The sequence below is a fragment of the Sphingobium sp. AP49 genome, from assembly GCF_000281715.2.
In the GTDB taxonomy this organism is placed as follows: domain Bacteria; phylum Pseudomonadota; class Alphaproteobacteria; order Sphingomonadales; family Sphingomonadaceae; genus Sphingobium.
Window position 1 is genome coordinate 4,222,274 of the sequence record NZ_CP124576.1, and the last position, 19,385, is coordinate 4,241,658.

Annotated in this window: 18 protein-coding genes; 9 read left to right on the forward strand and 9 right to left on the reverse strand. The window is 66.4% G+C overall.

Annotated elements, in window-relative coordinates; translation table 11 throughout:
• Positions 1–71: 71 nt before the first annotated feature.
• Entirely contained in the window at positions 72–2,018 is a 1,947-nt protein-coding gene (locus tag PMI04_RS19935) for a S9 family peptidase (protein WP_007713077.1), read from the reverse strand.
• A gap of 160 nt (positions 2,019–2,178) precedes the next feature.
• Here PMI04_RS19935 and purH point away from each other — a divergent pair, with 160 nt between their 5' ends.
• The 5 genes from purH (at position 2,179) to PMI04_RS19960 (ending at position 8,257) form a co-directional block, all read left to right on the forward strand.
• Entirely contained in the window at positions 2,179–3,771 is a 1,593-nt protein-coding gene (purH, locus tag PMI04_RS19940; protein WP_007713079.1) for a bifunctional phosphoribosylaminoimidazolecarboxamide formyltransferase/IMP cyclohydrolase, read from the forward strand.
• 229 nt (positions 3,772–4,000) lie between these two features.
• Positions 4,001–4,333, forward strand: a complete 333-nt coding sequence (locus tag PMI04_RS19945; RefSeq protein WP_007713081.1) for a UrcA family protein — start codon at positions 4,001–4,003, stop codon at positions 4,331–4,333.
• Positions 4,334–4,520: 187 nt separating this feature from the next.
• Entirely contained in the window at positions 4,521–6,047 is a 1,527-nt protein-coding gene (locus PMI04_RS19950) for an NAD(P)/FAD-dependent oxidoreductase (protein ID WP_007713083.1), read from the forward strand.
• Between the two features lie 4 nt (positions 6,048–6,051).
• On the forward strand, positions 6,052–6,471 hold the full coding sequence (locus PMI04_RS19955) for a GtrA family protein (RefSeq protein WP_007713085.1): 420 nt from the start codon (positions 6,052–6,054) through the stop codon (positions 6,469–6,471).
• Positions 6,449–8,257 (forward strand): hypothetical protein, encoded by a 1,809-nt coding sequence (locus PMI04_RS19960; RefSeq protein ID WP_037486948.1) that lies wholly within the window; start codon positions 6,449–6,451, stop codon positions 8,255–8,257. The genes PMI04_RS19955 and PMI04_RS19960 overlap by 23 nt, the downstream gene beginning before the upstream one ends.
• Here the strand turns inward: PMI04_RS19960 and msrB are convergent.
• Genes msrB through PMI04_RS19975 form a run of 3 tightly spaced genes read right to left on the reverse strand, consistent with a single transcriptional unit; the run spans position 8,215 to position 10,862 of the window.
• Positions 8,215–8,691: a peptide-methionine (R)-S-oxide reductase MsrB gene (gene msrB / locus PMI04_RS19965; RefSeq protein ID WP_037486964.1), complete on the reverse strand. Its 477-nt coding sequence runs from the start codon at positions 8,689–8,691 to the stop codon at positions 8,215–8,217. The genes PMI04_RS19960 and msrB overlap by 43 nt on opposite strands.
• Before the next feature lie 18 nt (positions 8,692–8,709).
• A complete protein-coding gene (locus PMI04_RS19970) occupies positions 8,710–9,900 on the reverse strand; it encodes an ABC transporter permease (protein ID WP_007713096.1) in 1,191 nt (396 codons plus the stop codon).
• A complete protein-coding gene (locus tag PMI04_RS19975; protein WP_007713098.1) occupies positions 9,897–10,862 on the reverse strand; it encodes an ATP-binding cassette domain-containing protein in 966 nt (321 codons plus the stop codon). Before PMI04_RS19975 ends, PMI04_RS19970 begins: the two co-directional genes overlap by 4 nt.
• A 22-nt stretch (positions 10,863–10,884) precedes the next feature.
• Here PMI04_RS19975 and queG point away from each other — a divergent pair, with 22 nt between their 5' ends.
• The gene (queG, locus tag PMI04_RS19980; protein ID WP_007713101.1) at positions 10,885–11,943 is read left to right on the forward strand and encodes a tRNA epoxyqueuosine(34) reductase QueG; all 1,059 of its coding nucleotides are present in this window, start codon (positions 10,885–10,887) and stop codon (positions 11,941–11,943) included.
• Here queG and PMI04_RS19985 read toward each other — a convergent pair.
• Positions 11,924–12,292: a hypothetical protein gene (locus tag PMI04_RS19985; protein WP_007713111.1), complete on the reverse strand. Its 369-nt coding sequence runs from the start codon at positions 12,290–12,292 to the stop codon at positions 11,924–11,926. The genes queG and PMI04_RS19985 overlap by 20 nt on opposite strands.
• Entirely contained in the window at positions 12,292–12,966 is a 675-nt protein-coding gene (locus tag PMI04_RS19990) for an EI24 domain-containing protein (protein ID WP_007713113.1), read from the reverse strand. Before PMI04_RS19990 ends, PMI04_RS19985 begins: the two co-directional genes overlap by 1 nt.
• A gap of 119 nt (positions 12,967–13,085) precedes the next feature.
• Between PMI04_RS19990 and PMI04_RS19995 the strand changes: the two genes are divergently transcribed.
• Positions 13,086–14,084, forward strand: coding sequence for an adenosine kinase (locus PMI04_RS19995; protein WP_007713115.1), 999 nt, complete (start codon positions 13,086–13,088; stop codon positions 14,082–14,084).
• Between the two features lie 70 nt (positions 14,085–14,154).
• Here the strand turns inward: PMI04_RS19995 and PMI04_RS20000 are convergent, their stop codons facing one another.
• From PMI04_RS20000 to tsaD, 3 genes are read right to left on the reverse strand one after another with little or no spacing between them, the layout of a single operon-like run.
• Entirely contained in the window at positions 14,155–15,687 is a 1,533-nt protein-coding gene (locus tag PMI04_RS20000) for a lipopolysaccharide biosynthesis protein (protein ID WP_007713117.1), read from the reverse strand.
• A 33-nt stretch (positions 15,688–15,720) separates the two neighbouring features.
• On the reverse strand, positions 15,721–16,692 hold the full coding sequence (locus PMI04_RS20005; RefSeq protein ID WP_037486952.1) for an NAD(P)H-dependent glycerol-3-phosphate dehydrogenase: 972 nt from the start codon (positions 16,690–16,692) through the stop codon (positions 15,721–15,723).
• Positions 16,693–16,705: 13 nt separating this feature from the next.
• Positions 16,706–17,740 (reverse strand): tRNA (adenosine(37)-N6)-threonylcarbamoyltransferase complex transferase subunit TsaD, encoded by a 1,035-nt coding sequence (gene tsaD, locus PMI04_RS20010; protein ID WP_007713124.1) that lies wholly within the window; start codon positions 17,738–17,740, stop codon positions 16,706–16,708.
• Positions 17,741–17,784: 44 nt separating this feature from the next.
• Here tsaD and hemC point away from each other — a divergent pair, with 44 nt between their 5' ends.
• Both hemC and PMI04_RS20020 read left to right on the forward strand, forming a co-directional pair.
• A complete protein-coding gene (gene hemC / locus PMI04_RS20015; RefSeq protein WP_007713126.1) occupies positions 17,785–18,711 on the forward strand; it encodes a hydroxymethylbilane synthase in 927 nt (308 codons plus the stop codon).
• Positions 18,708–19,367: a uroporphyrinogen-III synthase gene (locus PMI04_RS20020; protein ID WP_283184819.1), complete on the forward strand. Its 660-nt coding sequence runs from the start codon at positions 18,708–18,710 to the stop codon at positions 19,365–19,367. The genes hemC and PMI04_RS20020 overlap by 4 nt, the downstream gene beginning before the upstream one ends.
• Positions 19,368–19,385: the final 18 nt, after the last annotated feature.

A 19,385-nucleotide genomic window follows, 5' to 3' on the forward strand; every position in this document is an offset into this window, starting at 1 on the left:
GGCCGTTTGCTACCAATCAGCGACCTCGATCCTGGCCCGGCCGCGCAGGCGGCCGGGCCTTTTAACCCGTTCTACCGGGCTGCGGCAGGTTTCAGATAGGTGTCGAACCAGGCGACCGTGCGAGTCAGCGAATCGAGCTGATTCTCCTTCTTCTGGAAACCATGGCCTTCCGCCGGATAGAAGATCGTTTCGACGACATTGCCCTTGGCCTTGAGGATGTCATGCACCTCCTGCGCCTGGCCGCGCGGCACGCGAATGTCATTCTCGCCCTGGATGGTGAGCAGAGGCGCCTTGGCCGCGCGGATATAGGTGAGCGGCGAGGCAGCGTCATAAACCTGGGGATCGCTGTCCGGCGTACCGAGCAGGCTGCGCTGATAGGCCTTTAGCTGTTCGTCCTGATCGCGATACATGGTGCGCCAGTTGATGATGCCGAACCACTGGACGGCAGCCGCGAACTCGTCGGGCGCCCGGCCGATCGCCATCAGGGTCATGAAGCCGCCATAGCTGCCGCCGAAAATGCCCACCCGCTTGGCATCGACATAGCCGCTATCGACCAGGAAATGCTTGGCCGCGATCGTATCCTTGAGGTCCCCGCCACCCAGATCCTTGACATTGCCGTCCTGGAACGCCTTGCCATAGCCAGTCGAGCCGCGGAAATTCGGCTGGATCACGACATAGCCCCGGCTGGCAAAAGCGGTCGCGTAGCGGCTATAGCCGTCCAACGCCTGACCGGTGGGGCCGCCATGGGGCAGGACGATGGCCGGGTTCGAGCCGTCGCGCTTCAGATTGGCCGGCATCGTGACGATCGCGCTGATCAGCGTGCCGTCGAAGCTCTTGTAGGTGACGATATCGGACTTGGGCAGGGCTGCGGGCAACAGGCTGGCGATGGCGAGCTGGGTCGCGGGGCGCGAGGTGCCGCTGCTCAAATCGTAGAGATAGAGGTTCGCCGGCGAATCCGCCCCCGAATGATTGACCATCAGGGTCCGGCCATCGGGCGAGCGGGGCTCGCTGCCGACAGGATAGTTCACGCCGGGCGGGATCGCCAATGGGGTTTCGGTCCCGGTCGCCAGATCATAGCCATAGAGTGTGCTGCGCGTGTCCGCGTTGGTGCCGAAAATCAGCGTTCTGCCATCCCGCGTGAAGATACTGGCGGTCTGTTCCCAGGGCGTGGGCTTCAGCCATTTCCACTGCCTGGAGACGCTATCGTACAGGCCAGCATGAATCTGGCCGGTATCGACGTCGGTGTTGACCGCAATCCACCGGCCGTCAGCGGTGGCGTCCGCGGCGGTATAGACGGTATCGGCCTTGGCGATCAGCTTGGTTGCGGCACCGGTCGCGATATCGATCCGCCAGACCTCCCCCACCTTGGAATCGACTCGGTCGCGATTGGCGATCAGCGCCTTGCCACCGTCGATCCAGGCGATCGGCGACCAGCCATATTGCGGATCGGCTTCCTTGGTCAGCACCCGGACCACGCCATTCGCATCCATGACCGCGACGTTCGACTGGCCTTCGGACCGGAGCTTGGTCGACAACGCCACCAGTCCGCCGCTGGGACCAGGCAACATACCGCTTTCACGGCGGTCGGGGGTATTGGTGAGATTTTCGACCGCGCCGCCATTCACCGGCACACGGTAGATATCGCTATACTCGTTGCCACCGACATCCTGCTGGAAATAGAGATATTGGCCATCGGCCGATGCGGTAAGACCGGTCTGCGCATCATCGGACTGGGTAAGCTGGACAGGCCAGCTGCCGGCTGCGTCGGTCCGCCAGATGTTGGTCCGCCCGGTCAGGTTGGTCGCGACGAATATCCGCTTGCCGTCGATACTCCATGCAACGCTACCCAGGCTGCGCGAGGCGCCAATATCCGCCACTGGGACAGCGCGTGCATCGGGATTGACCGGCGAGCTGAGGCTCTTGGGATCGGTAACTGCCCGTTCCGGCGTCGGAATTTGCGCCAGCACCGGGAAGGCGACGAGCAAGGGCAAGGCGGTAGCGGCGAGCAGATAGCGCATGTCAGATCCCCCAACTGTTATGCGATCACAATATAGTAGCGGCAAAAGCCCGCAAGATCGGGAAATTCCCTGCGCTTGAGGACTGTATTTTTGCGCCGCGCGCGACTAGAGGGCTGCGGCAAGCCTGAAGCGGCATCCCGAACAGCAGGAAGCATCCCCCATGACCACCGACGTCACCATCAAGCGCGCCCTCCTTTCCGTATCGGACAAGACCGGCCTCATCGAACTGGGCCAGGCACTGGGCCAGCATGGCGTCGAACTGGTATCGACCGGCGGCACCGCCAAGGCCCTGCGCGAGGCGGGCCTGGCCGTGAAGGATATTTCCGAGCTGACCGGCTTCCCCGAGATGATGGACGGCCGCGTCAAGACGCTGCACCCCAAGGTCCATGGCGGCCTGCTGGCGGTGCGGGGCAACCCCGAGCATGTCGCGTCGATGGACGAGCATGAAATCGGCGCGATCGATCTGGTGGTCGTCAACCTCTATCCCTTTGCCGCGACCGTGGCCAAGGGCGCCGACCGCGACGAGATCATCGAGAATATCGACATCGGTGGCCCGTCGATGGTCCGTTCCGCCGCGAAAAATCATGAGAGCGTCGCGATCGTCACCGATCCGGCCGACTATGCCCGCCTGATCGCCGAAATGGCGGAGAAGGGCGGCGCCACCAGCTATGATTTCCGCCGGATGCTGGCGGCCAAGGCCTATGCCGCCACCGCCGCCTATGACTCGATGATCGCCAGCTGGTTCGCCTTCGCCGACCAGGGCGTCGCCTTCCCCGAGAGCCTGTCGCTGTCGAGCAAGCTCAGCACCACGCTGCGCTATGGCGAGAATCCGCACCAGTCGGCCGCGCTCTACCTGCCCAACGGCCCGACCGCGAACGGCATCGCCCAGGCCAAGCAGATCCAGGGCAAGGAACTGAGCTACAATAATTATAACGACGCCGATGCGGCGCTGGAGCTGGTCAGCGAATTCCGCAACGGCCCGCCGACCGTCGTCATCGTGAAGCACGCCAATCCCTGCGGCGTCGCCACCGGCGAGACGCTGATCGAAGCCTATGAAGCGGCGCTCGCCTGCGACAGCGTGTCGGCCTTTGGCGGCATCATCGCCGTCAACCGTCCGCTCGACGGCCCGACCGCCGAAGCGATCAGCGGCATCTTCACCGAAGTCGTCGCCGCGCCCGACGCCGATGACGAAGCCAAGGCGATCTTTGCCAAGAAGAAGAATCTGCGCCTGCTGCTGACCGGCGATCTGCCCGATCCGGCCCGCCCCGGCCTGATGGTCAAGAGCATCGCCGGCGGCCTGCTGGTCCAGAGCCGCGACAATGGCAAGGTCGACCTGGATGCGCTCAAGGTCGTGACCAAGCGCGCACCGACCGAGCAGGAGCTGAAGGACTGCCTGTTCGCCTGGACCGTGGCCAAGCATGTGAAGTCGAACGCGATCGTCTATGCCAAGGGCGGCAGCACCGCCGGCGTCGGCGCGGGCCAGATGAACCGTCTGGAATCCGCCCGCATCGCCGCCTGGAAGGCGAAGGACGCGGCGGAAAAGGCCGGCTGGAGCGAACCGCGCACGATCGGTTCGGCCGTCGCTTCCGACGCCTTCTTCCCCTTTGCTGACGGCCTGCTGGCGGCGGTGGAAGCCGGCGCGACGGCGGTGATCCAGCCGGGCGGTTCGATCCGCGACGAGGAAGTCATTGCCGCAGCAGACGAAGCGGGCCTGGCCATGGTCTTCACCGGCATGCGCCACTTCCGCCATTAAGGCTTGTTTCCCAACGCGCTAGACGGCGGGTCGGGACAGCCAGGCGACAAAGTTTATGCGGGTGCGAAACGATCCTGTTCGCACTCGCAAAATCGCAGAAAACTGCCATTTTTTGGCAATTGGCCTCTTTTCAATGCGTCCGGAGAATCCTATTTAAAGGGACGACCCCGCACCCACGTCAGGCGTTGGGCACGACACAAGAAAAAGACATGTTCGACAGGAGAATAGGATGACCAAGAAGATGCTGGTGGCGATGGCCGCCACGATGGCATTCGCCATGCCCACCCTCGCCATGGCCGGCAGCAGCGATCCCGAAGTGATCGTCGACGGCACCACCGGCCAGACCACCCGTACCATCGCCGTCTCGGTCGCCGACCTCAACCTGGCCAGCGCCAACGGCATGCGCCGGGCTGATTATCGCGTCACCCGCGCCGCCAAGGAAGTGTGCGGCTGGATGAACGGGTCGATCCTGCCCGCCACGCCCGACTATCGCGCCTGTTTTGGCGAAGCGCTGGATGGCGCACGCAGCGATCTCAGCGCCATGGCGCAACGCCAGGGCTGATCAGCCGCAAGAAGAACCGCTTCCCCGCCATGGGGACTGCAGGGGGCCGTTCCGCGTCAGGCGGAGCGGCCCTTTGCCTTATCGGTGCGATGCTGGCCCGGCTCGTCATGCTTACCCGCCATTAACCACTCCTTAGAGGATTTCCTTCAGTCACCGAGACACGAAGGACCATTCGGGGGAATAAAGCATGCCGCGTGCCGACCAGAGCGTGGACGTCGCCATCATCGGGGCCGGCCCGGCGGGACTGACCGCCGCCTATTTGCTGACCAAAAAGGGTTTTTCGGTCACCGTCATCGAGAAGGACCCGGTCTATGTCGGCGGCATCAGCCGCACCGTCGAGATGGACGGCTATCGATTCGATATTGGCGGCCATCGCTTCTTTTCCAAGTCGAAGGAAGTGGTCGACCTGTGGAACGAGATCCTGCCCGACGACTTCATCCAGCGCCCACGGATGAGCCGCATCTATTATGAGGGCAAATTCTACTCCTATCCCCTGCGCGCGTTCGAGGCGCTGTGGAACCTGGGCATCTGGCGCTCGACCCTGTGCATGGCGAGCTTCGCCAAGGCCAGGCTGTTCCCCAACCGCAACATCCGTTCCTTCCAGGACTGGACCGTCAACGCGTTCGGCCACAAGCTGTTCTCGATCTTCTTCAAGACCTATACCGAGAAGGTCTGGGGCATGCCGTGCGACGAGATGTCGGCCGACTGGGCGGCACAGCGGATCAAGGGCCTGTCGCTGTGGGGCGCGGTGGTCGATGGGCTGAAGCGCAGCCTGGGCCTCAACAAGAAGCCCAATGACGGCATGGCGACCAAGACGCTGCTCGAAACCTTCCGCTATCCGCGCCTTGGCCCCGGCATGATGTGGGAAGCCGCGCGCGATCGAGTGATCGAGGGCGGCAACCAGATATTGATGGCGCATAGTTTGAAGCAACTGGCGCAGGACCAGGGCACCGAGCGCTGGCGCGTGGTCGCCGACGGACCGGACGGCGATGTCGTGATCAATGCCGCGCATGTGATCTCGTCCGCGCCGATGCGCGAGTTGGCCGCGCGCATCCATCCGCTGCCCGAAACGCTGCCCGATGCGATGGAACTCAAATATCGCGACTTCCTGACCGTGGCGCTGATGATCAAGTCGGAGGATCTGTTCCCCGACAACTGGATCTATATCCATGACAGCAAGGTGCAGGTCGGCCGCATCCAGAATTTCCGCAGCTGGTCGCCCGAGATGGTGCCCGACGAATCGGTCGCCTGCGTGGGCCTGGAATATTTCTGTTTCGAGGGCGACGGCCTGTGGGCGTCCGCCGATGCCGACTTGATCGACCTCGCCAAGAAGGAAATGGCGATCCTGGGCCTGTGCAATCCCGACGATGTGGTCGGCGGCGCAGTGGTCCGTCAGGAAAAGGCCTATCCGGTCTATGACGATGCCTATGCCGACCATGTGCTGGCGATGCGCACCGAACTGGAGGCCGTCGCCCCGACGCTGCACCTGGTCGGCCGCAACGGCATGCACCGCTACAACAACCAGGATCATGCGATGATGACGGCGATGTTGACGGTGCGCAACATCGAGGCTGGCGCGCGTGTCTATGACATCTGGGCGGTCAACGAGGATGCCGAATATCATGAATCGGGCGAGGAAGGGCAGGATGTCGCCGGCGAGCAGGCCGCGCTGGCCAGCACCCGCCTGGTGCCGTCGCGCCTGAAGGCCGCATGAGGCCATGGGTGCTCGCCTGCGCGCCGTGACGGCCCGGCTGGGCACGATCGCCGCGCGCTTCATGTTCGCCCGCTATCTGCTGGCGAGCATCATCGCGTTGGCCAGCGACATGCTGCTGTTCCTGGCCCTGTCGCATGGCGGCGCGGCACCGGCACTGGCGGCCTTTGGCGGCTATGCAACAGGACTGGTCGTCCATTGGCTGATCAGCAGCCGCTTCGTCTTCGACACCGGCAGTGGTCCGACCCACGCACAGCGCCTGGGCTTTGTCCTGAGCGCCCTGGTCGGCCTGGGCATCACCATGGCGATGGTGGGCGGGCTCAGCGCGCTCGGCATGGCCCCCGCCACCGCCAAGCTCCTGTCCATTCCCGTGAGTTTCCTGTCCGTCTATGCGATCCGCAAATATGGCATCTTTGCCCGCGCCTGACCCCCGCGCACGGGTGTGGGCGCTGCTGGCCTGGCTGCTTTGCAGCATAGTCATGCTGTGGTTGTTCCGTAGCGATTTCGGGACGCTGGGTTTTCGCGATCCCGATGATGCGATGCGGCTGCAGCAGGTACGCGACTGGATCGGCGGACAGGCCTTCTGGGATGTCAGCCAGCATCGGGTGAACCCGCCGATCGGCGGACCGATGCACTGGTCCCGTATCGTCGACATGCCGATCGCGGCGCTGATCCTGCTGACACGGCCTTTGCTGGGCGAGAGCGGCGCCACCATCCTGGCCTGCGCGCTCGTCCCCCCGTTGCTGCTGGGCGGCCTGACGGCGGCGCTGTTCCTGGCGACGCGGCGTATCGCGGGTGCGGGCGTAGCGCTGCTGGCCGTGGTCCTGCTGCTGACCGCGCCGACCGTCCTGGTCCAGTTCACGCCGTTGCGGATCGATCATCATGGCTGGCAGATCTGGATGGCGACGGTCGCGCTGGGCGGTGCGATGGATGCCCGCCGCACCCGCGGCGGCATCATCGCCGGCCTCGCGCTGGCGATCTGGTTGCAGATTTCGAGCGAGGCGCTGCCCTATGTCGCGCTGTTCGCTGCGCTGTTCGCGCTGCGCCAGTGGATCGAGCGGGCGGAAACATCGCGTTTTGTCGCCTTTGCGACGACGCTGGGCGCGGCGGCGCTGGGCGGGCTCCTGCTGTTGCGCGGCTGGTCGATGGCGATGCAGAGCCGGTGCGATGCACTGTCCGCCGTCTATGCCTGGCCGCTGGTCGCGCTGGCGTTGATGACGCCGCTGGCGTGGCGCCTGATCGGCGGCGGGAACGCCACGCGACGGTTCCTGCTGGCCGCGAGCGGGGGTGGCGCCGCAATCATAACCCTGCTGGCCACCGGTGGCCCCTGCCTGTCGGGCGATCCGTTCCAGGCACTGGGGCCGCTCGCCTACAAGCTCTGGTATCTGCAGGTGCTGGAAGGCCGGCCGATCTGGGAGCAGAGCCTGTCCATGGCAGGCGTCATCCTGCTGCCCGTCCTGGCCGGCCTGGCCGGTACGCTGGTCGCCGCGCGCGCCGCGCATCGACCGGACGCGCGCCAGCGATGGCTGGCGCTGGCGCTGCTGCTGGCCGGCGCGGGCATGGTGGCGCTGATGGTGATGCGCGCGGCGTCGGTCGCCCATGTCTTTGCCGTGCCCGGCATCGCCTGGCTGTTGATCTGTCTGTTCCGACGAATCCAGGCTTCGTCACGGGCGGTGATACGCATAGGGGGATCAGTCGCGCTGGTGCTGCTGACGCCGGTCGGCCTGAGCGCCCTGTGGGTGGCACTGGCGGCCGCGCCCGAGCCGCCGACGAAGAGTGCCAGCGTCAATTGCCGCGCGGCAACGACGCTGGCGCCGTTGCGGGCATTGCCGCCGGCAACCCTGTTCGCGCCCCTGGACCTTGGCCCCGACATATTGGTGCAGACCCGCCATAGCGTGATCGGGACCGCCCATCATCGCAATGCCGCGGGCATCACCGCCGTGATCGAAGGGTTCGTCGCATCCCCCGACCAGGCGCGGCGCGTGGTGATGGCGCTGCAGGGCGGCAAGGGCGCGGACTATGTCGTGACCTGCACCGGGCTCAATGAATTTTCCGGCTATGCCAAGGAAGGGCCGGCAGGGCTGGCCGCGATGCTGAACAAGGGGCAGATCCCCGCCTGGCTGCGGCCGCTGCCCGGCAAGGGGCCACTGCATATCTACCGGGTGGTGGATCAGCCCGGGACGAAGGCCATCGCCACGCCGTTCATGCAATAGCGCAGGCCGGTGGGTTTCGGCCCATCGTCGAACACATGACCCAGATGCCCGCCGCAACGGGCACAATGCACCGCGGACCGGGGATAGCCCAGCGCGAAGTCCCGGGTGGTCCCGATCGCCCTGGGCAGCGGGGCATAGAAGCTGGGCCATCCGGTTCCGCTGTCGAATTTCGTGCGCGAGCTGAAAAGTCGCTGCGCGCAGCCTGCGCAGGTGAAGGTGCCGGCGCGATGTTCGTCATTGAGCGGGCTGCTGCCAGGATATTCGGTCGCGCTCTGGCGCAGCACCTTATAGGCCCAGGGACTGAGTTTCTTGCGCCATTGCGCATCGGTCAGCGCATAGGGATAGGCGGCCTCGGCCCTTCCCGGGTCGAGACGCCACAGGGCCAGGCCCACCGCGCCGGTCAGGGCGCCACCCAGAAGCTGCCGCCGATTCATCATCGACAGTCTATAGCATCAGCCTGTCGTGGCCCTGAACAACTGCTTCCACCAGCGACCGCCCGATTTCAGCACATGGCGACGGAACAGCAGCACGCCGATGCGGATGATGAGCGCAACCCAGGCCCCCTGCCACAGAATCGCCACCAGATGCGGCCAGATGCTGCTATCCTGCGCCGCCCGCGCGATCATCGCGAAGGGCGAGGAGAAGGGAAAGACGACCGCCGCCACCTCCATCGGTGATCCCATATGATCGACGGCATAGGTCGCGAAGAAGAAGATCAGCATGTTCGCCATGGTGACCGGCATGTTGAGCGTCTGCACCTCACGCACGGTGGCGGCCTGCGCGCCGATGCCCAGGAACAGCGACCCCAGCAGCGTGTAGGCCATCGCAAAATAAACAATGCCCAGCAGCAGAAAGGCGGGCCAGCCGACCGCCGGCACCGGCAGCCCCGCATCCACCCCCTTCACCAGCAGGAAGGTACCAAAGGCCGTCCCTCCCCAGAAGGCGATTCCCACCAGGCTCATCCCCAGCATCGCCGCCAGCTTGCCGATGAAGATCGCATCGATCGGCACGGCAGCAGCGAGGATTTCTATGATCTTGTTGGTTTTTTCCTCAACGAGATTGGACAGGACCATGCCCGCCAGCAATATGGTGAGGAAGAATATGACGATCTGTCCGATCCGGCCGATCGCGAGGCGCGCCTGCGACTGGGCACCCAGGCTGGTGGCCACGTCCTGATGTTCGACCCGGACCAGATGCAGCACCTTTTCCGCCAGCGCGGCGCTGGCAAGCAGGCTGATATCGCCGTCGAGTTTGTCGATATCCTCCGCCTTGCCGGTCAATATCGGGTGAGCGACCGTCCCCGAAACGATGGCGACGAAGTCCGAATCGGGCCGCGCCAGCAGATCGCGGGGCGTGGGTGACAGGGGGGCAGGCATCAACCGCGGCAGCGACTGCGGCCCCATGCGCTCGGTCAGGCGGTCATAGGCCCGCTCGATCCGGGCGACATCCGCCGGTGTCATCGCCAGCCCGACCGTGGGGCGCAGGTCACTGGTCGAAATCTTCTGGCCCAGCCCGCCAAAGGCCATGCCGAGCAGGATCGGCAGCAACGGGCCAAGCAGGAACAGGATGAAGGTACGCGACAATACCACGGCGGAAAAATCGCGCCGGGCAATGACGAAGGCGGCCCGCAGCAATTCGCTCATGCGTCCACCTCCTGCACCGCATCCTGTTCCATCTGGCGCGCCGTCGCTTCGCCGGCGATCGCGACAAAGGCATCGTGCAGGCCGGGCCGCTCGATCGACAGACTCTCAATCCCTGCCTGCCCGTCGAGCAGCGCGCGCAACAACGGCTCGATCCCCTCTTCGGGCAAGGCGAAATGCCACGCGCCGTCCTGCGCCAGCGTGTCGGTCGGCAACGCCCGGCGCCAGGCGCCATCGCTCAGCCGCGTGCGCAGCCGCACCTGGGGCGGCAGCCGGTCGCGTGCATCGCTGACCGATCCCTCGAACCGGATGCGGCCACCCGCGACGATGGCGATGCGTTCGCACAACCGTTCGGCATGGGCGATGACATGGGTGGAAAAGAGGATGGTGACGCCCTTGCGGGCCTGGTCGCGAATCAACCCCTCCAGCTTTTCCTGATTCATGGCGTCGAGGCCGGAAAAAGGTTCGTCGAGGACGATGAGGCGCGGTTCGTGCACGATCGTGCCGAACAGCTGCACCGTTTGCGCCATGCCCTTGGACAATTGCCGGATCGGCTTTTCCGCCGACGCGCCCATCCCATAATCCTGCAGCATCGCCCGCGCCCGTTCGCGCCCGATGCGCAGCGGCAGGCCGCGCAGCGCGCCCATGAAGGCGATCGCCTCATAGGCTTTCATCGACGGGTAGAGCCCCCGTTCCTCGGGCAGATAGCCGACCTGCTTGGCCATGCGCAGCGGCGCGGGATCGCCCAGCAGGGTGCGATACCCCTCATCCGGGTCGATGATGCCGAGCAGGGTGCGCAGCAGGCTGGTCTTGCCGGCACCATTGGGGCCGAGGATGCCATAAATGCTGCCTGTGGGCACGGCGATGTCGACGCCGTCCACCGCGCGAAAATCGCCGAACGCCTTGACAAGAGCATGGCCTTCGACGGCATAGGGGGCGGCAGGAGCCGGAGTGTCACCGATCATCCGCCCCTGATAATCCCGGACCATGCCAGTGCAAAACGAAACATTGGAGCAGCGCCTGAAAGCGCAGGCCGCGCAACTGGGCTTTGCCGCCTGTGCGATCGCGCGCGCCGATGCCGCGCCCAAGACCGGCGAACGGCTGCGCCAATGGCTGGATGCGGGCCATCATGGCGACATGCTGTGGATGGAGGAACGGTCCGAACAGCGCGGGTCGCCCAGAGGGCTGTGGCCCGAGGTACAGAGCGTCATCATGCTGGGGATGAGCTATGCCCCCGGGCGCGATCCGCTGGCGCTGGCCGATGTCGGCGATCGCGGACGCATTTCGGTCTATGCGCAGGGCCGCGACTATCATGACGTGGTCAAGAAGGCGCTGAAGGCGCTGGCCCGCTGGCTGGTCGAACAACAACCGACCGCGCTGAAAGTGTTCGTCGATACCGCGCCGGTGATGGAAAAGCCGCTGGCGCAGGGCGCGGGGCTGGGCTGGCAGGGCAAGCACAGCAATCTGGTGAGCCGCCAGCATGGCAGCTGGCTGTTCCTGGGCGCCATCTATACCGAGATCGCGCTGGAGCCCGATGCGCCGGAGGTGGACCATTGCGGCAGTTGCACCGCCTGCCTGTCATCCTGCCCGACTGACGCCTTTCCCGCGCCCTATATCGTCGATGCGCGGCGCTGCATTTCCTATCTGACGATCGAGCATAAGGGGCCGATCCCGGAGGAGTTCCGGGCACGGATGGGCAATCGCATCTATGGCTGCGACGATTGCCTGGCCGCCTGCCCCTGGAACAAGTTCGCGCAGGGGGCGGCGGCCAACCGCGCCTTCATCGGCCGGGCGGAGCTGGCGACACCGGCGCTGGGCGATCTGCTCGACCTGGACGATGCGGGCTTTCGCGAGATTTTCTCCGGATCGCCGATCAAGCGGATCGGCCGCGACCGGATGGTGCGCAATGCCGCGATCGCGGCGGGCAATAGCGGCGACCTGCGGCTGGTCGATCGACTGCGGTCACTGACGGCCGATCCCGATCCGGCAGTGGCGGAAGCGGCCGAATGGGCGCTAGGCCAATTGCTCAGCGCTGCTGGAGCGTAGCCGCGCAGGCGGCATGGTCGACGTCGGTACCGGCCGGCGTGCGGGCATCGACATGGGTCACGACCGGTTCCTTCCCCTTGGCGGGCGAATAGAGATAGGCGTCGAGCACGCAGCGGCCGTTGGCGAATTGCAGCTTGCGCACGGTCGTTTCGCGAATGTCGAGGCGCGGCGTGCCGAACATCTGGGTCAGGCGCTTGGCATCCATGCCCATTAAAGGCCCGGTCTTGGTGAAGGCGCTGGCAGGCGGGCCGGCGGGCGGCGGGGTGTAGCTGGTGGCGGGCGGCACGACGCCTCCGCAGGCCGCGAGCGGCAGCGACAGGAGCGCGGCGAGCGCGAAACGGGGCGACATCAGACCGGCTTCCTCTTGGACCCAAGCAACATGTGGACCGCCATAGCCGCGCTCCAGATCGGCGCAAGCAGGTTGACCACGGGTATGAGGAAGAGAAGCGCCGAAACGAGGCCCAGGAGCCACCGGTTGCCACGCCCTATCGGTGGCAGGGCGGGATGGCGCGGTTCGACCATGTCGGCCAGGTCACGGCCGAGCAGATAGGCGTTCACCGCCAGGAACAGCCCGATCGTGCCGATCCCCGTGACCAGCAACAGCACATAGGCGGGCAATGCCAGCAGGTTCCAGCCGAGGGTGCGCCCGACCGACCGCAGCGCATAGTGAAGGCTGCGCGTGAACCCCACCGGCCGTCCTACAGCCTGGGGATAACTATCCCGCTCCACCGCTTCGATCACATCGTCGGCGAACAGGCCCATGACCAGCATGGCGATGGTGCGGAACAGCAGCCAGCTGGCCGCGATCATCGCAAGACCGGTCGCTGCCGCTTCTGCCATGCCGCCCCAGCCATCGCCCTCGCCCCAGCCGAAATGCAGGCGGGTGGCGTGGAAGCCGGACCATAGGCCAACGCCCAGCAACGCGAAGAGCAACAGGGTCAGCCCCAATGTCTTCGCCAGCAGCCGGCGCGCGGCAGTGTGGAAGATCAGGGGAAAGGCGCGCAGCGCTGCGGTAATGATCATGGCCCGATATCCTGCGGTCCGGCACGCCCGTCAATCAGCAGCGTTGCGCGGCGGCCCCCGGACCGGTAGAGACGGCCCAATTTACCGCCATTTTCCTATCATCTTTCACAGGAGCCCGCGTGACTTCTTCCCCCACGCTTGACGTTGTCGCGATCGGCAATGCCATTGTCGACGTTCTGGCCCGCAGCGACGACGCCTTTCTGGCGCAACATGCGCTGACCAAGGGCGGCATGCAGCTGATCGACGCCGAAATGGCCGAAACCCTCTATGCCGACATGCCCCAGGCCAAGGAAATCAGCGGCGGTTCGGCCGCCAACACGCTGGCCGGCCTGGCGGCGCTGGGCGCCAAGTGCGGCTTCATCGGCCAGGTCAATGACGACCAGCTGGGCGGCGTCTTCGCCCATGACGTGCGCGCGCTGGGCATCAAGTTCGACACGCCGGCGGTGCAGGGCGACATTCCGACCGCCCGCTGCCTGATCCTGGTGACGCCGGACGCGCAGCGCACCATGAACACCTTCCTGGGTGCGTCGCAGTTCCTGCCCGAAGCCGCATTGGACCTGGAGCTGATCCAGTCGGCCCGCATCCTGTATCTCGAAGGCTATCTGTGGGATCCCGAGCAGCCGCGCGCCGCGATGCGCGCCGCGATCGACGCCGCCCGTACCGCCGGCCGCAAGGTCGCCTTCACCCTGTCCGACAATTTCGTGATCGACCGCCATCGCGCCGACTTCATCGACCTGATCGAACAGGGGCTGATCGACATCCTCTTCTCGAACGAAGGCGAGATCCAGTCGCTGGCGCAGATCGATGATTTCGATGCAGCACTGGCCCGCTTCGCCGACAAGGTGCCGGTGCTGGTGTCGACCCGCAGCGAAAAGGGCGCGGTCGCGATCGTCGATGGCGTGCGCCACGAGGCACCGGCGGCTCCGGTCAGCCAGATCATCGATACGACCGGCGCGGGCGACCTGTTCGCCGCCGGCTATCTGGCTGCGCATCTGGAAGCCCGCAGCGTCGAGGATTGCCTGGCGCTGGGCGCGGCAGCCGCCGCCGAAGTCATTTCGCACTGGGGCGCGCGTCCCGAGGAAGATCTGAACCTGATCCGCGCCAAGCTGTTCGCCTGATCGCGACAGAGGCTGACAAAAAAGCCCGCCTCTCCGGTCGAGAGGCGGGCTTTTTTTTTAATTGGCCGGATCAGGCCGGGCTTTTCTGCTTGCGGAACAGGGCGCGGTCGTCAGGCCCGAAGCCCCAGCGCCAGATGACGAAGCCATAGGCGCCCAATATCGCCCAGACGCCGATCGCCAGTTCGACCCATTCGAGGCGCGCCGGCAGGGCGACGAAGGCCGCGCCGACGATGCAGGCGACGCCCGAAGCGCTGAGCAGCGGCCAGCGCCAGGCATTGACCCGGGCGTGGAGCAGGCTGGAGAGCAGGCGCGCCTTGACGAAGGCGCCGGCGCCGAGCGCGATACACAGGCCCAGGGCCGGCGCAGCGGCGATTTCCTGCGGCGTGAGGCCGAACCGCTTGCCGAGCAGGATCAGGGCGAAGCTGAGCCCCGCCTGCAGCGCGATCATGCTGAGCGAGATCATCAGGTTGCGGTGACGCGCGATATAGACCAGCGCGGATTCGCTGACCACGGCGGTGGCTGCGACCACTTCGGCGAGCAGCAGGAAGGCCAGTGCACCGGTGCCACCGACGAAATGGGGGCCGACCAAGCCCATGACGGCCTCGCCCGGAATGCCGAGAGCCAGCGCGATACCGGCCTGCGCCGCGATGATCCAGAAGCCGACCTGGCTGACCTGCTGCGCGATCGCGGCGAGATTGCCCTCGGCCAGATTGCGGGTGATGACCGGACCCAGGATCGGGTCGAAGCTGGTCTTCAATTTCTGCGGCAGCGAGGCGACCTGCTGCGCGACGTAATAAATGCCGATGATCGCCGGACTGACAAACAGGCCCAGGATCGCCATGTCGAGCCGGCGCGAGCCCCATTCGACGCCGTCCGCGGCGGCGAGCGGCAGGTTGCGGCGGGCAAGGCGCCAGAGCCGCCCGGCATCCGGGCGCCAGCCGGCAGGAATGCCATAATGACGCAGCATCGGGATGATCGAAGCCACCATCGCCGCGATCATCGATACGACATAGGAGAGGATCAGACCGTCACGCAGCGAATAATAGGCAAAGCCAAAGGCCCCTATACTGATCGCCCAGGGTTCGATGATCGAGCGTGCCCGTACCGTCGCCCCGATATCGAACCGATAGGCACAGGCCGCCAGCGACACGTCGGACGTGGCAACGGCGATGACGATCAGCGCCAGCAGCCGATCCAGCCCGTTGATGCCGCTATTGGGGAACATGGCCTGCGGAAAGGCGATCAACAGACCTGCCCCCAGCAAGGATGCGATCAAGGTCACGACCATCGCGTCGGTGACGACATGGCTGTGCGGCCGTTCGGTCTGGCTGAGCGCGCCGGCGAGGCCGCGCTTCAGGCCCAGCGTCGCGATCTGGGCGACGAACTCCACCACCAGCACGGCATAGGCAAAGCGGCCGAGCGCATCGGCGCCATACCAGCGGCCGGCGATGAACAGGAAGGGCAGGCGCGCGGCAAGGCGCAGCAGAAAGCCGAAGATGTTGGTCCGCCCGCCCTTGGCCAGGGCCGCGATATCATCCTTGGATTCGGCAGGGGATGCCTGCGCGCTCAAAGGCCCCTGGTCCCCCTCGATTGTCATGGTCATGGCTATAGGCGATCTGTTGCGCGGCGGCGATGATTATTCGGGACGCAGCGGACGCGCGAGCAGCGCATCGACGACCTGGGCCAGCGGCGCAGCGTCATTCAGCAACGCGCAGACGGCTTCGACGACCGGCATTTCGACACCCGCCGCCCGCGCCGCGTCGCGCAGCACCGGCGCGGTATGCGCGCCTTCGGCCACGGTGCGGCGGTTGGAGAGAAGGTCAGCGGCGCTCTGCCCCTCGCCCAGCCCCTTGCCGAGCGAGAAGTTGCGCGAATTGGTGGAGGAACAGGTGAGGACGAGGTCGCCCAGGCCCGACAGGCCACCCAGCGTTTCGGCACGGGCGCCGCGCGCCAGGCCGAAACGGGTCATTTCGGCAAAGCCCCGGCTGATCAGCGAGGCGCGCGCATTGAGGCCAAGGCCGGCGCCTTCCGACACGCCGCAGGCGATGGCGAGCACATTCTTGACCGCGCCACCAATCTCCGCGCCGACGACATCATCGGACAGATAGGGGCGGAAGGTCGGGCGGGCGATGCGCGCCGCCAGCTTTTCGGCCAGCGCCCGATCGGCGCAGGCGAAGGTGACGGCAGTCGGCAGCCCTTTGGCCACTTCATGGGCGAAGGTCGGGCCGGAGAGGACGGCGATCGGCGAGATCGGCTGCGCCTGCGCCGCGACTTCCGACATCAACAGACCGGTGCCCGCCTCTATCCCCTTGGAACAGAGGACCAGAGGCACGCCGGCCGGCGCCTGCGCGACGACGCTGCGCAGATGCTGGGCCGGGCTGACCACCAGGATCAGGTCGCGATCGGCCAGGTCCGCCAGGACGCCGGTCGCGCGGATCGAGGGCGAAAGCGGCAGGCCGGGCAGGTAGAGCGGATTTTCATGGACGCCGTTGATCGCATCGACCACGTCGGCTTCCAGCGCCCAAAGGCGCACATCCTGCCCGTCGGCGGCCAGCAATTGCGCCAGCGCGGTGCCCCAGGCGCCTGCTCCGATGACTCCCGCCTTCATGCCTTCACACTTTTCATGCTTTGACTCCGGCGCCACGCGCTTTTTCCGCCGCCGGATCGAGCGGCCAGCGCGGCCGGGCGGGGATGGTGAGATCGTCGGTCATGCCCACCGCATAGCGCTCCGCGCCGGCCCAGGCGATCATCGCGGCATTGTCGGTGCAGAGCCACAAAGGCGGCGCGACGAAGGGCAGATCATGGTCCTGCGCCAGCGCCGTCAGCGCGCCGCGCACCGACTGATTGGCGGCGACCCCGCCGGCGACGACCAGCGCGGTCACGCCTTCGCTCGCGGCGAGTGCGCGGCGGGTGCGGTCAAGCAGGCAGTCGATCACCGCCTGCTGGAAACTGGCGGCGATATCCTCGACCGCATATTGGCCGGACTGGGCAGCGCGCATCACCGCGCTCTTGAGGCCGGCGAAGGAGAAATGCGGCTCGTCCGTGCCGACCAGCGGGCGCGGCAGCGGCACGGCGCGCGGATTGCCCTTTGCCGCCGCCTTTTCCACCGCCGGGCCGCCGGGAAAGCCGAGACCGAGCAGCTTGGCGGTCTTGTCAAAGGCTTCGCCAGCCGCATCGTCGATCGTGGTGGCGAGGCGGCGATACTGGCCGACGCCCTCGACCCGCAGCAACTGGCAATGACCGCCCGACACGAGCAACAGCAGATAGGGGAATTGCAGATTCTGGTCGGCGAGGCGCGGCGAGAGCGCATGCCCCTCCAGATGGTTGACCGCGACCAGCGGCTTGCCGGCGGCATGGGCGAGCGCCTTGCCGGTGACGAGGCCGACCATCACGCCGCCGATCAGGCCGGGGCCGGCGGTGGCGGCGATGACATCGACATCGGCCAAAGTCATTTTTGCGTCGGCCAGTGCCGCCTCGACCAGCGGGGCCAATGCCTCGACATGGGCGCGGGCCGCGATTTCGGGCACGACGCCGCCATAGGGACGGTGCGCGTCTTCCTGCGTGGCGAGGCGATGGGCCAATATCTGCCCGTCGGCCGTCACCAGCGCCGCCGCGGTTTCGTCGCAGCTTGATTCCAGGCCGAGAATGATGGTCATTGCCGCTTCCATCTAGTGCCCGTGGCCATTAGAGCAAGCCGCTTATGAAAAGACCCGAACGACCGTTGCGCCTGGGCACCAGGGGATCGCCGCTTGCGCTGGCCCAGGCCCATATGACCGCGCAGGCCCTGCGCGACGCCCATGGATGGGATCAGGACGCCATCGTCACCGTCATCGTCCAGACCAGCGGCGACCGGATCCAGGACCGGGCGCTCGCCGAAATCGGCGGAAAAGCCTTGTGGACCAAGGAGCTGGACCGGGCGCTGGTGGAGGGCGAGATCGATTGCGCCGTCCACAGCATGAAGGATGTCGAGACGATCCGGCCCGACGCGATCCATGTTGCCGCGATGCTGCCGCGCGCCGATGTGCGCGACCGGCTGGTGGGCGTGGAAAATTTTGCCGCGCTGCCCGCCAATCCCATCATCGGCACCAGTTCGCCGCGCCGCGCTGCGCAGGTGAAGCGGCTGCGCCCCGATGCGCAGATCATCCTGTTCCGCGGCAATGTCGCCACCCGGCTGGCCAAGTTGGAGACGGGCGAGGCCCATGCGACGTTGCTCGCAGCCGCCGGGCTCGACCGGCTGGGCCAAGCCGATATCGGTGCGACGATCGAGATCGACACGATGCTGCCGGCCCCGTCGCAAGGGGCCGTCGGCATCGAGACGCTGGCCGACAATGACGCCATGCTGGGCTGGCTGGCGGCCATCAACCATCGCGATACGTTCGATTGCGTGATGGCGGAACGCGCGGTGCTGCGCGGGCTGGGCGGGACATGCCATTCGCCGATCGCGGCGCTGGCCGTGCTGGAAGGCGCACAGATTCACCTGCGCGCCGAGATCATTAGCCCGCAGGGCGACGAGACGGTGCGGGAAGAGGCAAGGCTGGCGCGCGACGATCTGGCGGCGGCCGAGGCAATCGGCCGAGGCCTGCTGGAGCGGGCCAGCCCAACGCTGCGCAGCCTGTTCGAGGGGTGAGGCCGCTCATCATCCTGCGGCCCGAGCCCGGCGCCGGCAGGACGGCGGCCAAGGCGCGGGCGATGGGGCTGGCGGTGCGGCTGTGCCCGCTGTTCGCGGCCGAGGCACTGGCCTGGACGCCGCCGCCATCCGGGGATTTCGACGCCTTGCTGGTGACGAGCGCGCAGACCGTGCGGCTCGCCGGGCTGGCACTCGATCGCTATCACGCCTTGCCCACCTATGCGGTTGGACGCGCGACCGCCGAGGCACTGGCGGCCGCCGGTTTCGACATCGTGGTCGCCGGCGACGGTGACGCCAGCGCCAGCGCCGCGCGGATCGCCGCCGATGGCCATCGTGCGGTTCTGCACCTGTCAGGCGAGGCCGTAGCGCCGATGACGGCCGGGCCGCTGCGGCTGACGCGGGTGCCGGTCTATCGGATGCGCCCACTGCCATGCGATCCGCCGGAAATTTCCAGCGGCGTGATGCTGGTCCATTCTACCCGGGCCGGGGGCAGGCTGGCAGAAATCATCCCGGAAAATCAACGCGCAGCATTCGACATCGTGGCGATCAGTCCGGCCGCCCTCACCGCCTGCGGCTCGGGCTGGGCCAATGCACAGGCCGCCGACGCCCCCAATGATACGGCGGTACTGGCCCTCGCCCGTCGATTGTGCGAATGAGTCGCCCGTCGCAAACAA

Bases quoted from the DNA above. Each gene is read 5' to 3' on its own strand.
- PMI04_RS19935 (WP_007713077.1), bottom strand. From the start codon at position 2,018: ATGCGCTATCTGCTCGCCGCTACCGCCTTGCCCTTGCTCGTCGCCTTC.
- purH (WP_007713079.1), top strand. From the start codon at position 2,179: ATGACCACCGACGTCACCATCAAGCGCGCCCTCCTTTCCGTATCGGAC.
- PMI04_RS19945 (WP_007713081.1), top strand. From the start codon at position 4,001: ATGACCAAGAAGATGCTGGTGGCGATGGCCGCCACGATGGCATTCGCC.
- PMI04_RS19950 (WP_007713083.1), top strand. From the start codon at position 4,521: ATGCCGCGTGCCGACCAGAGCGTGGACGTCGCCATCATCGGGGCCGGC.
- PMI04_RS19955 (WP_007713085.1), top strand. From the start codon at position 6,052: ATGGGTGCTCGCCTGCGCGCCGTGACGGCCCGGCTGGGCACGATCGCC.
- PMI04_RS19960 (WP_037486948.1), top strand. From the start codon at position 6,449: ATGGCATCTTTGCCCGCGCCTGACCCCCGCGCACGGGTGTGGGCGCTG.
- msrB (WP_037486964.1), bottom strand. From the start codon at position 8,691: ATGAATCGGCGGCAGCTTCTGGGTGGCGCCCTGACCGGCGCGGTGGGC.
- PMI04_RS19970 (WP_007713096.1), bottom strand. From the start codon at position 9,900: ATGAGCGAATTGCTGCGGGCCGCCTTCGTCATTGCCCGGCGCGATTTT.
- PMI04_RS19975 (WP_007713098.1), bottom strand. From the start codon at position 10,862: ATGATCGGTGACACTCCGGCTCCTGCCGCCCCCTATGCCGTCGAAGGC.
- queG (WP_007713101.1), top strand. From the start codon at position 10,885: ATGCCAGTGCAAAACGAAACATTGGAGCAGCGCCTGAAAGCGCAGGCC.
- PMI04_RS19985 (WP_007713111.1), bottom strand. From the start codon at position 12,292: ATGTCGCCCCGTTTCGCGCTCGCCGCGCTCCTGTCGCTGCCGCTCGCG.
- PMI04_RS19990 (WP_007713113.1), bottom strand. From the start codon at position 12,966: ATGATCATTACCGCAGCGCTGCGCGCCTTTCCCCTGATCTTCCACACT.
- PMI04_RS20000 (WP_007713117.1), bottom strand. From the start codon at position 15,687: ATGACCATGACAATCGAGGGGGACCAGGGGCCTTTGAGCGCGCAGGCA.
- PMI04_RS20005 (WP_037486952.1), bottom strand. From the start codon at position 16,692: ATGAAGGCGGGAGTCATCGGAGCAGGCGCCTGGGGCACCGCGCTGGCG.
- tsaD (WP_007713124.1), bottom strand. From the start codon at position 17,740: ATGACCATCATTCTCGGCCTGGAATCAAGCTGCGACGAAACCGCGGCG.
- hemC (WP_007713126.1), top strand. From the start codon at position 17,785: ATGAAAAGACCCGAACGACCGTTGCGCCTGGGCACCAGGGGATCGCCG.